The organism is Pseudomonas sp. 9.3L, from assembly GCF_058536285.1.
In genome coordinates, this window is the sequence record NZ_JBZUBK010000001.1 from 1,006,619 (window position 1) to 1,020,442 (window position 13,824).

14 protein-coding genes are annotated in these 13,824 nt (G+C 58.6%); 8 read left to right on the top strand and 6 right to left on the bottom strand.

Annotated features, from left to right (window positions below; translation table 11 throughout):
* The first annotated feature begins 56 nt into the window (after nucleotides 1–56).
* On the top strand, nucleotides 57–1,487 hold the full coding sequence (gene sbcB / locus AC4LE2_RS04575) for an exodeoxyribonuclease I (protein ID WP_491824391.1): 1,431 nt from the start codon (nucleotides 57–59) through the stop codon (nucleotides 1,485–1,487).
* A 42-nt stretch (nucleotides 1,488–1,529) separates the two neighbouring features.
* On the opposite strand, the gene mvaT is transcribed toward sbcB, so the two are convergent.
* Complete coding sequence (gene mvaT, locus AC4LE2_RS04580) at nucleotides 1,530–1,910, bottom strand: histone-like nucleoid-structuring protein MvaT (protein ID WP_491824393.1); 381 nt, start codon at nucleotides 1,908–1,910, stop codon at nucleotides 1,530–1,532.
* A 269-nt stretch (nucleotides 1,911–2,179) separates the two neighbouring features.
* Between mvaT and purU the strand changes: the two genes are divergently transcribed.
* On the top strand, nucleotides 2,180–3,031 hold the full coding sequence (gene purU / locus AC4LE2_RS04585; protein WP_491824394.1) for a formyltetrahydrofolate deformylase: 852 nt from the start codon (nucleotides 2,180–2,182) through the stop codon (nucleotides 3,029–3,031).
* A gap of 16 nt (nucleotides 3,032–3,047) precedes the next feature.
* Nucleotides 3,048–3,224, top strand: coding sequence for a hypothetical protein (locus AC4LE2_RS04590; protein ID WP_491824395.1), 177 nt, complete (start codon nucleotides 3,048–3,050; stop codon nucleotides 3,222–3,224).
* Here AC4LE2_RS04590 and gpgF read toward each other — a convergent pair.
* From gpgF to AC4LE2_RS04615, 5 genes are all read right to left on the bottom strand, one after another.
* Complete coding sequence (gene gpgF / locus AC4LE2_RS04595) at nucleotides 3,211–4,206, bottom strand: glucosaminyl phosphatidylglycerol flippase (protein WP_491824396.1); 996 nt, start codon at nucleotides 4,204–4,206, stop codon at nucleotides 3,211–3,213. The two genes, AC4LE2_RS04590 and gpgF, sit on opposite strands and share 14 nt — an antisense overlap.
* On the bottom strand, nucleotides 4,203–4,979 hold the full coding sequence (gpgD, locus tag AC4LE2_RS04600) for an N-acetylglucosaminyl phosphatidylglycerol deacetylase (protein WP_491824397.1): 777 nt from the start codon (nucleotides 4,977–4,979) through the stop codon (nucleotides 4,203–4,205). Before gpgD ends, gpgF begins: the two co-directional genes overlap by 4 nt.
* Nucleotides 4,972–6,087, bottom strand: coding sequence for an N-acetylglucosaminyl phosphatidylglycerol synthase (gene gpgS, locus AC4LE2_RS04605; protein ID WP_491824399.1), 1,116 nt, complete (start codon nucleotides 6,085–6,087; stop codon nucleotides 4,972–4,974). The genes gpgD and gpgS overlap by 8 nt, the downstream gene beginning before the upstream one ends.
* A 132-nt stretch (nucleotides 6,088–6,219) precedes the next feature.
* Nucleotides 6,220–7,692 (bottom strand): inorganic phosphate transporter, encoded by a 1,473-nt coding sequence (locus AC4LE2_RS04610; protein ID WP_491824400.1) that lies wholly within the window; start codon nucleotides 7,690–7,692, stop codon nucleotides 6,220–6,222.
* Nucleotides 7,693–7,835: 143 nt separating this feature from the next.
* Nucleotides 7,836–8,039 carry a hypothetical protein gene (locus AC4LE2_RS04615; RefSeq protein ID WP_491824402.1) on the bottom strand — a complete coding sequence of 68 codons (204 nt, stop codon included), beginning with the start codon at nucleotides 8,037–8,039 and terminating at the stop codon, nucleotides 7,836–7,838.
* Between the two features lie 428 nt (nucleotides 8,040–8,467).
* Between AC4LE2_RS04615 and pcaR the strand changes: the two genes are divergently transcribed.
* The 5 genes from pcaR (at nucleotide 8,468) to AC4LE2_RS04640 (ending at nucleotide 13,762) form a co-directional block, all read left to right on the top strand.
* On the top strand, nucleotides 8,468–9,310 hold the full coding sequence (gene pcaR / locus AC4LE2_RS04620) for a pca regulon transcriptional regulator PcaR (RefSeq protein ID WP_491824404.1): 843 nt from the start codon (nucleotides 8,468–8,470) through the stop codon (nucleotides 9,308–9,310).
* A gap of 165 nt (nucleotides 9,311–9,475) precedes the next feature.
* Entirely contained in the window at nucleotides 9,476–10,333 is an 858-nt protein-coding gene (locus tag AC4LE2_RS04625; RefSeq protein WP_491824406.1) for a CoA transferase subunit A, read from the top strand.
* Nucleotides 10,330–11,112, top strand: a complete 783-nt coding sequence (locus AC4LE2_RS04630) for a CoA-transferase subunit beta (protein WP_491828047.1) — start codon at nucleotides 10,330–10,332, stop codon at nucleotides 11,110–11,112. The genes AC4LE2_RS04625 and AC4LE2_RS04630 overlap by 4 nt, the downstream gene beginning before the upstream one ends.
* The gene (gene pcaF, locus AC4LE2_RS04635) at nucleotides 11,109–12,314 is read left to right on the top strand and encodes a 3-oxoadipyl-CoA thiolase (RefSeq protein ID WP_491824408.1); all 1,206 of its coding nucleotides are present in this window, start codon (nucleotides 11,109–11,111) and stop codon (nucleotides 12,312–12,314) included. Before AC4LE2_RS04630 ends, pcaF begins: the two co-directional genes overlap by 4 nt.
* A 155-nt stretch (nucleotides 12,315–12,469) precedes the next feature.
* Nucleotides 12,470–13,762 (top strand): MFS family transporter, encoded by a 1,293-nt coding sequence (locus tag AC4LE2_RS04640; protein ID WP_491824410.1) that lies wholly within the window; start codon nucleotides 12,470–12,472, stop codon nucleotides 13,760–13,762.
* The last annotated feature ends 62 nt before the right edge of the window (nucleotides 13,763–13,824 follow it).

The following is a 13,824-nucleotide window of genomic DNA, read 5'->3' on the forward strand; positions in this document are numbered from 1 at the left end:
CGCGTAAGTGGCAGGCGCGCCTTAAACTGTGCAATGGCGTTCAGTAAGGACCTTTCGTGACCCATAGCGTGTTCTGGTATGACTTTGAAACCACCGGCATCGTCCCTAGCCGCGACCGACCGGTACAGGTAGCCGGTATCCGCACGGACCTCGCCCTCAATGAAATCGACACGCCGGTCAATCTGTATTGCCAACTGGCTGACGACATCCTGCCGCATCCGGCGGCCTGCCTGGTTACCGGCATTGATCCCCTTCGGTTGCGCGAACGTGGGCTGAGCGAAGTGGCGTTCATGAATCGGGTACAGGCTGAGCTAGGGCAACCGGGAACCTGCGGGGCGGGCTATAACAACCTACGCTTCGACGACGAGGTCACTCGATACAGCCTGTACCGCAACTTCCACGACCCTTATGCCAGAGAATGGCAGGGCGGGAACAGCCGTTGGGACCTGATCGACCTGGTAAGGGCTGCTTATGCCCTGCGCCCGCAGGGTATTGAATGGCCGAGAGTAAACGGCCAGGTGTCGCTGAAGCTAGAGCTGCTGACTCAGGCCAATGGCTTGGAACACGGCCAGGCGCATGATGCGTTGTCTGACGTGCGCGCCACCATTGCGCTGGCCCGGTTGATACGCGAGCGGCAGCCCCGCCTGTACAACTGGATGTTCGAGATGCGCAGCAAGCATAAAGTCATCGAGCGTATTCAATTAATGCGGCCCATGGTGCATATCTCCGGGCGGTTTGGGGCAGCGCGAAATTACCTGGGTATCGTTTTGCCCTTGCGTTGGCATCCCCGCAATCGTAATGCACTGGTGGTGTGTGACCTAGATCACGACCCACGACTCTTGTGGGAGGAGGATCAGGAAGTACTGGCGAGGCGGCTATACACTCGGCGCGATCAATTGGAAGAAGGGCAGTTACCCGTTCCGTTAAAGTTGATCCATGTGAACCGCTGCCCCGCTATCGCACCTTTGTCGGCACTCACCAAAGAAGATCGCGAACGTTTGCAATTGGATTTTTCTGTTTTTGAGCGTCGAATTAAAGGGCTGCACGATGCCCAGAATGTCTGGGCACAAAAACTTGAGCACATTTACAGCAGCGACGAGTTTGCGGTCAGTGATGACCCTGAGCAGCAGCTGTATGCAGGTTTTATCGGCGACCGGGACCGGCGGCTGTGTCAGCAAGTTAGGGAAACCGCCCCTCAAGCCCTGGCGAGTCATACCTGGATGTTTGATGACCCACGGCTGCCTGAGTTGTTGTTTCGTTATCGAGCCCGCAACTATCCGGCGACTCTGGACCCAATCGAGCGTGCTCAATGGCAAGCCTTTTGTAAGGGGCGTCTGACCGATCCAGCCTATGGTGCGCCTCATACACTGGCAAGCTTCGAGACAGCCCTGGCGCACGCGCTCAAGGGCGCCACTGAGGCCCAGCGTTCACTGTTGGGGCAGTGGCAGCAGCATGTAAACGCGCTCCGGCTTAAATTCCAGATATAAAAAAACGCCAGCAAGGCTGGCGTTCGTCGCAAAGCGGGGTATTTAGCCCAGCAGGGTTGCCCAGCTTTCCACTTCGTCGCCGCCCCACTTGGCTTTCCACTCTTTCAAGGTTTTGTGGTTGCCGCCTTTGGTTTCGACGATTTCACCGTTGTGGGGGTTCTTGTACTGTTTAACCTTACGGGCGCGCTTTGTGCCAGTAGTTTTAACTGGGGCACCACGAGTAGGTTTAGTGTTGCGTGCTTCCGGATCCAAAAGTGCGATGATGTCGCGCAGCGACTTTTGATATTCGCCCATCAGGTCACGCAATTTACCTTCGAATTCCAGCTCGGTTTGCAGGTTTTTGTCTTGAGACAGGCTTTGCAGGCGAGCTTGCAGTTCCTTGATGGTTTCTTCTGTGGTGCGGTATTCGTTGATGAGTGACATGACACTACCTATGAAGGGGTTGATGATCTGGGCCAATAATAAACATCTGGGTTAATAGAGTAAAGATTAAGCTGCATTAGGCTCATTTATCTTATAAATACTCAACGCCGCATTGTATGTCTTTATATTTATGTGAATCGGGGCCGTGGGGCCAGGGATCGTGCGAGATTGCCGTACCAGGTAGCGCGCTCAGCGGCATTATGGCTACTGCAGATTTGTGCTGCACTGGTTAGAATGGCGCTCTTTTTCGATGTACTGGAGCTTTACCGATGCGCACTTTCCGGTTGGTGATAGCCTGCCCTGATGGGGTTGGCATTGTCGCCAAGGTCAGCCATTTCCTTGCCTCGCACAATGGCTGGATCACTGAAGCAAGTCATCACTCGGATGAACAGAGCGGTTGGTTCTTCATGCGCCATGAGATCCGCGCCGACAGCCTGCCGTTTGGCCTGGAGGAATTGCGCGCCGCCTTTGCACCCATCGCCGCCGCTTTTTCGATGGTTTGGCATATCAACGATTCCGCCTGCAAGAAACGTGTAGCGCTGATGGCAAGCCGCGAATCCCATTGCCTGGCCGATTTGCTGCACCGGTGGCATAGCCAGGAGCTGGACTGTGACATCGCCTGCGTTATCTCCAACCACGAGGACTTGCGCAGCATGGTGGAATGGCATGGCATTCCGTACTACCACGTTCCTGTCGACGCACAGAATAAACAACCGGCGTTTGCCGAAGTGTCTCGACTGGTCAGCGAGCACGCCGCTGATGTGGTGGTATTGGCCCGCTACATGCAGATCCTGCCGCCTCAGTTGTGCAGCACTTATGCTCAGCGAGTGATCAACATCCATCACAGCTTCTTGCCGTCTTTCGTAGGGGCCAAGCCTTATCATCAAGCGGCCGCCAGGGGCGTCAAGCTCATCGGCGCCACATGCCACTATGTGACCGAAGAGTTGGATGCCGGGCCGATCATCGAGCAGGACGTGGTGCGTATCAGCCATAGCGATAGCACTGAGGATTTGGTTCGGCTAGGCCGCGATGTAGAGAAAATGGTCCTGGCCCGTGGCCTGCGCTACCACCTGGAAGACCGTGTACTAGTCCATGGCAACAAGACCGTCGTCTTCGATTAACCCTGAGGGGCACGGCATGACGCATCCGCTAGACCGCGCCACCGCTTTCCCACCGGCTACGGTGGGGGAGGGCTGCACCTTGCGTTACGACCCTGATGCCCTGGATGAGCAGGCCGGTACGGAGTTTCCAGGCGCTCGTGAGCTATGGGAAGCGGTGTATCCATCTCAGCCAGGCGCGCCTAAGCCTGCTTGAATGCCATTAACCGGCGTAGCAAAGGCTTGCCGACCATCAGCACGAACACGGGTGCCCCGGCCAACAGGTAGAAGTAATAGGTCACGACCCGCCATATCAGGATGCCTGCGGCCGCAGTGGATTTGCCAACCATCGGCGCGAGCAGCGCCGCACTGGTCAGCTCCGCAGCACCCGCTCCACCGGGCAGTAAGCTGAATTGCCCCGCGCTCAGCGATAACATTTGCACCAGAAAACTCCACGCCCAGTCCAACTCTGCGCCCAGCCCTCTCAGTGCCAGCCAAAGAATACTGAAGCGCAGGCCCCAATGCGCGCACGTTAGCGCAAAGGCCAATACAAGCAACGGCTTTGGCATGCCCAGCGTATCCTTGAAGGCATGCACGAAGTGCAGCCAGCGTCGGGCCCAGCGCCAACGATGGAGGCGTGACATACGGCAGCGGGCAAGCAGGTAACCCGACAGCGCTACGAAACGCCGTTGATGACGGCCTACCGCCCAGCACGTGCACAGTGCCAGTGACATCAGCAAAGCACTGCTGCCCAATAGCCATTCCAGCCGGCTATTAAGGTTGTGAAACAGCGCGTAAAGCAATACGCCGCCTACGGCGAGGCCGAAAAACAGCAGGTCACTGAGTTGATCGGTTGCAAAGACCGCGCTGCTGCGGGCGGCGCTTATACCTTGACGGTTAAGCAGCGCTACCAATGCCAACGGCCCCCCACTGCCGCCTGGCGTAGCACAGATGGCGAACTCCGTTGCCATGACCATACCCACCGTACGTGACAGGCTCAGTGTTTTGCCTTGGGCTTGCAGCAATAGCCTCAAGCGCAGAGCGTTGAGTGTCCAGCACAGGCCGATCATTGCAAACATCAGGATAAGCAAAGGCAGTGGAAAACCACGCAGCCTGCCCAACAATTCGCCGCCGCCCAGTGCCCACGGCAATGCAATGGCGATGGCAATGGCCACCGCCAACCAGGCGAGGCGTTTCATGCCGCCTGGGCCAGGCGTGGGTAGGCGGCCAACCATTGCTGCTTGGTTTGCGCCACGCGTCCTTGCTCAAGTAAACGCCGCAGGGTGGACAGCCAGTATTCCCGTGAGTGGGAATGACGCATGTCAACGGGGTGCAAGCCCAGCCTGACCGTTGGCGCCTCTTGCCACCGCCTGAGTTGCCATTCGCTAATGGCTTGAGACAAGCCGCGGCGCCAGGCGCTTCCGGCACTCCACACCAGGCCAGGGGCCTTGATCTTCTCGAACGATGGCAGCCGATAGAAGTGCTGAGGGTCGCTGGTGTACGAGAAGGGCAAACGTTGCAGCGCCTGACGCGTGCCTTCGCTCATCAGCCAGGCCGGCGCCACAAAGCCTTCCAGGGGCCAGTCGAACCCTTGGAACAGTTCGGCGCCTCGGCTGATACGTTCAAGGGCCTGTTGCTCGGCCAAGGTATAGAATTCGCCTTCCCAGGTGTACACCCTGCGCATGAACCACTGCTTGGGCGTACGAGGCGCTGGTGCGTCATCGGCGTGGTAAAAGCCATGCAGCGCCAACTCATCACCGCGCGCCAAGCGCTGGTCCAGAAGCTGCCTGAAGCCAGGGTGCGCGCCCAGTGGGTTACGATGATGGAAGTCTGGCACTACCAGCAGCGTCATAGGCACATTGCCGAGCGCATCGACGGCCTCGACGAACGGCTGGTAATCCTTCCAGGTTTCTGGCGCTACGTCGTGCAGCACCAAGAGAACGCTGGGCCGGGCTTGCTGTGCATCAACCATGGGCAGCCACCGGAACGCCATAACTGTTTTGTACCGCGCGATAGTGACCTAGCAGGCCATTGACTACCGCACCCCATGCATACTCTCGCTCTACATAGGCGCGGGCACGTTGGCCCCAGGCCGCTGGGTCGGCGCCGAACAGCTGGCGCACGCACTCGGCCATGGCGCCGGGGTCGCCTGCAGGGCAGCGCAGGCCGCCTTCGTCGGTGATCAGTTCTTTGAACGCACCGGCGTCCACCGCCACTACGGGGATGCCGCTGGCCATGGCTTCCAGTATCACCAGCCCAAAGGTTTCCTGATTGCCTGCGTGCAACAGTGCGTCGGCGCTGGCCATCAGCCGCGCCACTTCGGGGATAGGGCAGAAGTTGTTGATTACGGTGACGTTGGGCGGCACGTTCGCAGGCATGTTAGAGCCCACCAGCACCAAGTGATAATCCGAGCCCAGGTGCCGCATGCAATCGAGCAGCACTGGGATGTTTTTTTCTTTAGAGCCACGCCCGGCGAAAATCAACAAGTGCGCGTCTTCGTTTATACCCAGTTGCTTGCGTAACAACGGGTCACGCCGCGTAGGGTTGAAAACATCGACATCCACGCCTAAGCGCTGCACGTGCACGTCTCGTATACCCAGGCGGCGAAGTTTATCGGCCATCACTCGACTCGGGGCAAGCACGCGATCGAAGTTTCCATACAGCTTGCTGACATAAGCTTCTACATTAGGCGTAAACCAGTTGCCCATGCGATTGCTGACCAGCAAGGGCAAGTCGGAGTGATAAAACCCTATGACAGGTACATCCAGTTGGCGACGCGCATCCAGGGCCGCCCAGGCGGTCAGGTAAGGGTCACCTACCTCGATGACATCGGGTTGCAGGCCTTTGAGCACCTTGCACCAAGGGGCGAGCCTCACCGGAAAGCGGTAACCGTTCCCAAAGGGGAGCGCAGGCGCGGGGACTTTATAAACGCCATTGTCTTCGCTGAGGTGGGGGCCGGGAATCAACAGGCTGTGGCGAATACCGGCCCTGCCGGTCAGGCGACGATGTTTGGCATCAAGGTACGTCCTGACCCCACCGCTGGCTGGGGCGTAGAACATGGTGATGTCAGCAATGTGCACGATCAGCTTCCTTCCGGGCCGTGGTCCCTACCATGGACCCTTATGAACTTTATATGTTCGATCTTGCGGCTTCGGTTATCAGGTAAAGAAAAGGGCACGCCTGTGCGTGCCCTGATGTAAAGCAGTGTAGCGTCAGGCGACCATGAGGGACGCCAGCCAGAACAGACCGGCCGCTAGGCCCATGGCCACCGGGAGCGTCAGCACCCAGGCCAGCATGATGTTCTTGACGGTACTGCCTTGAAGCCCGCTGCGGTTGGCGACCATGGTGCCAGCCACGCCGGAGGAGAGTACGTGGGTGGTGGAGACGGGCAGGCTGAAGACGTTGGCCAAGCCAATCGCCAATGCAGCGGTGATTTGAGCCGACATACCTTGAGCGTAGGTCATGCCCTGTTTGCCGATCTTCTCACCGATGGTGAGCACAACCCGACGCCAGCCCACCATGGTACCTACGCCCAAGGCCAGGGCCACTGCGAAGATGACCCAGAACGGTGCGTATTCAGTCGTGCTGGTAAGGTCTTTGCGCAGTTTGTCCAGGTCGGCTTTTTTCCGTGCATCCAGGCCTGGAAGCTTGCCTACCTTGCGCGCGGTATCGTCCAGGCACAGCAGGAAGCGCCGGGTCTCGATGCGTTTATCAGGCGAGACGCTGTGGTAGTCCGATACACCGCGCAGGTTTTCCTGCAGGGCTGCCAGGGTAGGTTCAGTCTGCAAGGGGTTGCATTCGAATTGCCCTGGCAGGTCGCCCGGGGCGGCTTTGCCCAATGCCAGGAATTCCCCCACAGTGTCGCTGTTGCGCTGATAGAACTGAGACAGGTGCAGGGTCGCGTCGCGGGTGCGCTCGATTTCGTACGTGCTGCTATTGAGGTCCAGGACGAACTGGTTCGGTACGATACCGATAAGCACCAGCATGATCAGGCCAATGCCTTTTTGGCCATCATTGGAGCCGTGCACGAAGCTCATGCCCAATGCCGACAGTACTAGCACCAGGCGATTCCAGAAAGGCGGGTGCTTCTTGTCATCGAGCTTGCGCCGCTGGTCTGGCGTTTTATGCATCTTGGACAGAGGGCGCCAGCGTTTGAGTGCTATCAGCATCAGCGCCGCTACGCCAAATCCGACCAAGGGCGAGACAACCAGAGAAGCGCCGATATCGATCGCCTTCTGCCAGTTCACCCCATCACGCAAGGGAATGTCGTTGATCAGGGCATTGGCCAGGCCTACGCCAAGGATTGACCCAATCAGAGTATGCGAACTGGAGGCTGGGATACCGAAGTACCAAGTACCCAGGTTCCAGGCAATGGCGGCTGCCAACAATGAAAACACCATGATAAGCCCATGGCTGGTGTTCACGTTGATCAGCAGCTCTACCGGCAGCAAGTGGACAATCGCGTAGGCAACGCCCACGCCGCCCAGCAAGACGCCCAGGAAGTTGAATAGCCCGGACAGCAGCACCGCAAGGTGCGGCGGCATGGCCTTGGTATAAATGACGGTCGCCACCGCATTCGCGGTGTCATGAAAGCCATTGATGAACTCAAAGGCAAGGACGAAGGCCAAAGCCAGGAACAGGCTTATAAGGACCCAGGCGTCCAGTCCGCTGAATAGATCGATCATGAAGGTTTTGTGACCAGCCGATAAGGGGGCGCGATTATGACAGAAAAAAGCGCGCTTCGATGCTTTCGCCTGTCGATCCGACAACCCTACCGTTCAAGGCCCCGAGATGGCGCGCGTGTTAAGCGGCCAATAGGCCTTGGGGCTCATGACGCTTCTGGCGATTTGAGCTCTTTTTCGATTTTTTCGAGTTCATGCTGAAACGCTTGGTCCAGCAAGCTGGCGCGCTTTCGCCATGGTTTGCGTTCAGGTTCGGGCTGTGCGGCGTACGTGGTGATTTCACCACCATAAACATCCTTGTAGCGTTTTTCCTGGCGCTCAAGTTCGGCGCGCAGTTCATCTTTAGTCACGTTCTTACCTTGTGCGGAGTGTAAAAGTAAAGGTGCTAGCGCTGGTGATCGTGGCTAGCGCATCACAGTAATCCAGGCTGCTATAGAGCGGGCGGGGAATCGATGCGCAACATTAGCGCTATCCGTTCAGAACAGTCAACTTGCTATTGGTTTCGAAATATAGAAGAAAAATTTACATGCTCACTTTTGCACTGCCCGAGGTGCGCCCAAACTTAGGGTTGTTTGGATCCTCAGTGCACATTCACACGTAGATGTGAAACGTGTGAATGTCAGCTATGCGTATGTTCCGGCCTTTTTATACGCGCTTCGCCAGCCGTGTTTTCGGGCTTCGCAAGACAGTGCACGGCCTTGTGCAGGCAGCGGCGATTATCGGTCGGCTGTTCGGTAATCGGCCTATACTGGCCTCCACCCGTTTCTGGAGGCTCACCATGAATGATCAATTGCGTACTTCGTTCAGCGCGCTGGCGCCCCCTATCGTCGCCTCTCCAGCCAAACGTATTCAGGCGCTGACCGGCGATCCCGACTTCATGACTTCTCTGGCCCGAGGGCTTGCGGTGGTGCAGGCCTTCCAAGAGCGCAAGCGTCATTTGACCATCGCTCAGATCAGCCACCGCACCGAAATTCCGCGGGCTGCTGTGAGGCGTTGTTTGTATACCTTGATCAAACTGGGGTATGCCACCACGGATGGGCGCACCTACTCGTTACTGCCCAAAGTACTCACCCTGGGGCATGCTTACTTATCGTCTACGCCGTTGGCCGTATCTGCCCAGCCTTACCTTGACCGGATGAGCGAGCAACTGCATGAGGCCTGCAATATGGCGACGCTGGAAGGGGACGACATTCTTTACATTGCTCGCAGTGCAACCACTCAACGGCTTATATCAGTCGACCTTTCCGTAGGCGGGAGACTGCCTGCGTACTGCACTTCGATGGGGCGAATCCTGTTATCGGCGTTGGATGATTTTACCCTCAAGGAGTATTTGCAGCAGGTGGAGTTGCAGGCCAAGACACGTAGAACACTGACCGATCAAACTCAGCTGGCCGAGTGCCTTCAGGCAGTGCGCGAACAGGGCTGGTGCATTGTCGATCAAGAGTTGGAGCAGGGTTTGAGGTCTATTGCTGTACCGGTTTACGACGCCTCTGGCCAGGTACTGGCCGCGTTGAATGTAAGCACTCATGCCGGGCGTGTCAGTCGTACCGAGTTGGAGCAGCGCTTCTTGCCGATTATGTTGGCAGCAAGCCGGGAGTTGAGCAGTCAGCTATTCGCATAAGGCGCGGTCAGCGACTTGGCGGTATCGTTCGATCATCGAACAGATAATCGATAATCGAATTGTTTGGCAGCGGCCTCAGGCTTAACCTCCTGCCAACAGAGGAGCACCAGCCACCGGTGAAGTGCTTTTCATCTATCCGATACCGATGACACGAGGCCGGGCCCCATGGCTGAACTTCTCTCGCTCCACGACGCCGTGAAGCAGCACATAAACGACGGCGATACGGTCGCCCTGGAAGGCTTCACTCATCTGATTCCTACGGCCGCCGGTCATGAAATCATTCGCCAGGCCAAGAAAGACCTGACCCTGGTGCGCATGACCCCCGACCTTATCTACGATCAGCTGATTGGCGCAGGTTGCGCACGTAAGTTGATTTTTTCCTGGGGGGGTAATCCAGGCGTGGGGTCGTTGCATCGGCTACGCGATGCCGTGGAAAAACAGTGGCCTCAGCCGCTCGAACTGGAAGAACACAGCCATGCCGACCTGGCGAATGCCTATGTGGCAGGGGCCTCTGGCTTGCCCTTCGCGGTATTGCGCGCGTATGCAGGCTCCGATTTGCCAAAGGTAAACCCGCTGATCAAGACCGTGACCTGCCCTTTCACGGGTGAGGTGCTGGCAGCGGTGCCCTCGGTGCGGCCCGACGTGACCGTCATCCATGCACAAAAGGCTGACCGCAAGGGCAACGTGTTGTTGTGGGGCATCCTGGGCGTACAAAAAGAAGCAGCGTTGGCAGCCAAGCGGTGCATCGTGACCGTGGAAGAGATCGTGGACGATCTTCAGGCGCCCATGAATGCCTGCGTGTTACCCACCTGGGCGCTCACGGCGGTGTGCCTGGTGCCGGGCGGGGCCCACCCATCCTATGCTCACGGGTATACCGAACGGGACAACCGCTTTTATCAAGCGTGGGACCCGATCGCCCGGGACCGCGATACCTTCACCGCCTGGATCGACACCCACATACGCGGCACCCGCGACTTCGCCGAGTTCCGCGCCACACTCAGCCAGGAAGGGGGGGCTGCCTGATGAACTATTCCACATCCGAAATGATGACCGTCGCCGCAGCTCGTCGCTTAAAGAACGGAGCGGTGTGTTTCGTCGGCATCGGCCTGCCTTCCAAGGCGGCCAACCTGGCACGCCTGACCTCGTCCCCGGACGTGGTGCTTATCTATGAGTCGGGGCCTATCGGCGCAAAGCCCAGCGTATTGCCATTGTCGATTGGCGACGGCGAACTGGCGGAAACCGCTGACACCGTGGTGCCGACTGGCGAGATTTTCCGCTACTGGCTGCAAGGGGGGCGTATCGACGTGGGCTTCCTGGGCGCCGCCCAAGTGGACCGTTTCGGCAATATCAACACCACGGTCGTGGGGGACTACCATAGCCCCAAAGTACGGCTACCAGGCGCGGGCGGCGCCCCTGAGATCGCAGGCTCTGCCAAAAGCGTGCTGATCATTCTCAAGCAGTCACACCGCAGCTTCGTAGAAAAACTAGACTTCATTACCTCCGTGGGTCATGGCGAGGGGGGCGATTCCCGTAAACGCCTCGGCCTGCCAGGTGCCGGGCCGGTGGGCATTATCACTGACCTGTGCATCATGGAGCCGGAGGCAGGCACCCACGAGTTCGTCGTGACTGCGATCCACCCAGGCGTGACTCGGGAGCAAATCACTGCCGCTACCGGTTGGCCGGTGCGCTTCGCTGAACAGGTGACCGCTACCGGTGCGCCTACGCAAGAAGAGCTGACCGCGTTACGTGAACTTGAAGCACGCACTGCGACCGCTCACGGCCAGACCCCAGGAGAGGCGTGATGAGAGACGTATTTATCTGTGATGCCATTCGTACCCCGGTAGGTCGGTTTGGCGGGGCCCTGGCTGCTGTGCGCGCTGACGACCTGGCAGCCATTCCGATCAAGGCATTGATGGCCCGCAACCCCCAGGTGGACTGGAGCGCGTTGGACGAGGTGTTCATGGGCTGCGCCAACCAGGCCGGTGAAGACAATCGCAACGTGGCGCGCATGGCATTGTTGCTGGCAGGCCTGCCTGAAACGGTACCGGGCATTACCCTGAACCGCTTGTGTGCGTCGGGGCTGGACGCGGTGGGCAGTGCGTTCCGGGCCATCGCCTGTGGCGAAATGGAATTGGCCATCGCGGGCGGCGTTGAGTCCATGTCCCGTGCGCCTTTTGTGATGGGCAAAGCCGAGAGTGCGTATTCACGCAGCCTGAAAATGGAGGACACCACCATTGGCTGGCGCTTCATCAACCCGCTCATGAAGACGCACTACGGTGTGGATTCCATGCCGGAAACCGCCGACAACGTCGCACAGGACTACCACATCTCGCGTGCGGATCAAGACGCGTTCGCCCTGCGTAGCCAGCAGCGCTATGCCGCCGCCTTGGCCGAAGGCTTTTTCAAGGGCGAGATCGAGCCGGTGCGTATTGTCGGCAAAAAAAGCGACACGCTTGTTGACGCTGATGAGCACCCACGGCCAGACACTACCCTGGAAGCACTTGCGCGGCTCACGCCAGTAAACGGCCCAGATAAAACCGTGACTGCCGGTAATGCGTCGGGGGTCAATGACGGCGCCGCCGCGCTGATCCTGGCCTCGGCCGACGCCGTTCAGCAGCAGGGTCTGACGCCGCGAGCACGCGTATTGGGCATAGCCAGTGCAGGCGTGGCACCGCGGGTGATGGGCATCGGCCCTGTGCCTGCAGTACGCAAGCTCAATCAGCGGCTAGGCCTGAGCATGGAAGACTTCGATGTAATTGAGCTCAATGAAGCCTTCGCCGCACAAGGCCTGGCCGTGCTCAGGGCTCTGGGCGTGGCGGACGACGCTGCGCACGTTAACCCCAACGGTGGTGGCATTGCGCTTGGGCACCCTTTGGGCATGAGCGGCGCGCGCATGGTCGTCACGGCGATCCGCCAATTGGAACGCAGCGGCGGCAGGCGCGCCCTGGCCACTATGTGCGTGGGCGTGGGGCAGGGCGTTGCACTCGCCGTGGAACGGGTATAGCCCTTCGAACCACACAGGGGGTGGGCGCCCCGGTAAAACGTTGTCCACGCGTTTCCCAACCCGCCACCGACGCGGTTATAGGGGGGATGGGCGAATGCGTGCTGTCTTGAATGTTGCGGCGGGCGCCCGTACTCATTTTTCAAGAGACTCACACAATGACAACGACGCATTACACCAGCGAAGAGCGACGCAAGCGGATTTTTGCAATTGTCGGTGCCTCATCCGGCAACATGGTCGAATGGTTCGACTTCTACATCTATGCGTTCTTTGCGCTTTATTTTGCGCCTGCCTTCTTTCCTTCCGACGACCCTACGGTTCAGTTGATACAGAGCGCCGGTGTATTCGCCGCGGGCTTCCTGATGCGTCCTGTGGGGGGCTGGCTGTTTGGGCGGATCGCTGACCGCTATGGCCGTCGCACCTCCATGATGATTTCCGTGGTCATGATGTGCGTAGGCTCGTTAGTGATCGCCTTCTTGCCGACCTACCAGAGCATTGGCCTGGCGGCGCCTTTCCTGCTGTTACTGGCTCGCATGTTCCAAGGCTTGTCAGTGGGCGGTGAATACGGCACCACCGCCACCTACATGAGCGAAGTGGCCCTAAGCGGCCAGCGTGGGTTCTTCGCTTCCTTCCAGTACGTGACCTTGATCGGCGGCCAACTGCTGGCAGTGTTGGTCGTGGTGGTCATGCAAAAGCTGTTCAGCAAGGCCGAACTGATGGATTGGGGCTGGCGCGTGCCCTTTGTGATCGGTGCCATGGCCGCAATCATCGCTTTTTTGCTACGCCGTTCGCTGGATGAAACCCTGAAACCGCAAAGCCGTGAAGACAAAGAAGCGGGCACCCTGCGCAGCCTGTTCAAACACCACCGCCTGGCCTTTATCACCGTACTGGGCTACACCGCTGGCGGTTCGTTGATCTTCTACACCTTCACCACCTACATGCAGAAATACCTGGTGAACACCGCCAAGATGAGCGCCGAAACGGCCAGCTTCATCATGACGGGCGCCCTGTTCCTGTTCATGTGCATGCAGCCGCTGTTCGGTGCCCTGAGCGACCGCATTGGCCGCCGCAACTCCATGCTGTGGTTTGGTGGGTTAGGTGCCGTGTGCACCGTGCCGATCCTGATGACCCTCAAGACCACTACCAACCCCGTGATTGCCTTCATACTTATCACCCTGGCCTTGGCCATCATCAGCTTCTACACCTCCATCAGCGGGCTGGTGAAAGCCGAGATGTTCCCACCTCAAGTAAGGGCACTGGGCGTCGGCCTGGCGTACGCCGTGGCCAACGCTGTGTTCGGCGGGTCGGCTGAGTTCGTGGCCCTTAGCCTGAAAAGCGCCGGCAGCGAAAACGCCTTCTACTGGTACGTGACGGCCATGATGGTGGTGGCGTTCCTGTTCAGCTTCCGACTGCCAAAGAAGGCAGCGTATCTGCAGCACGATGATCACTAGCACGATATCGCTGGTGTCTTTGAGCTCGCCGTCCAGGATGCTCGTCACCCGATCCGCTTCGT

Excerpts from the sequence above, each read along its gene's own strand:
- gpgF (WP_491824396.1), bottom strand. The coding sequence starts at position 4,206 with ATGAAACGCCTCGCCTGGTTGGCGGTGGCCATTGCCATCGCCATTGCA.
- purU (WP_491824394.1), top strand. The coding sequence starts at position 2,180 with ATGCGCACTTTCCGGTTGGTGATAGCCTGCCCTGATGGGGTTGGCATT.
- AC4LE2_RS04625 (WP_491824406.1), top strand. The coding sequence starts at position 9,476 with ATGGCTGAACTTCTCTCGCTCCACGACGCCGTGAAGCAGCACATAAAC.
- AC4LE2_RS04610 (WP_491824400.1), bottom strand. The coding sequence starts at position 7,692 with ATGATCGATCTATTCAGCGGACTGGACGCCTGGGTCCTTATAAGCCTG.
- gpgD (WP_491824397.1), bottom strand. The coding sequence starts at position 4,979 with ATGGTTGATGCACAGCAAGCCCGGCCCAGCGTTCTCTTGGTGCTGCAC.
- AC4LE2_RS04640 (WP_491824410.1), top strand. The coding sequence starts at position 12,470 with ATGACAACGACGCATTACACCAGCGAAGAGCGACGCAAGCGGATTTTT.
- AC4LE2_RS04590 (WP_491824395.1), top strand. The coding sequence starts at position 3,048 with ATGACGCATCCGCTAGACCGCGCCACCGCTTTCCCACCGGCTACGGTG.
- pcaR (WP_491824404.1), top strand. The coding sequence starts at position 8,468 with ATGAATGATCAATTGCGTACTTCGTTCAGCGCGCTGGCGCCCCCTATC.
- mvaT (WP_491824393.1), bottom strand. The coding sequence starts at position 1,910 with ATGTCACTCATCAACGAATACCGCACCACAGAAGAAACCATCAAGGAA.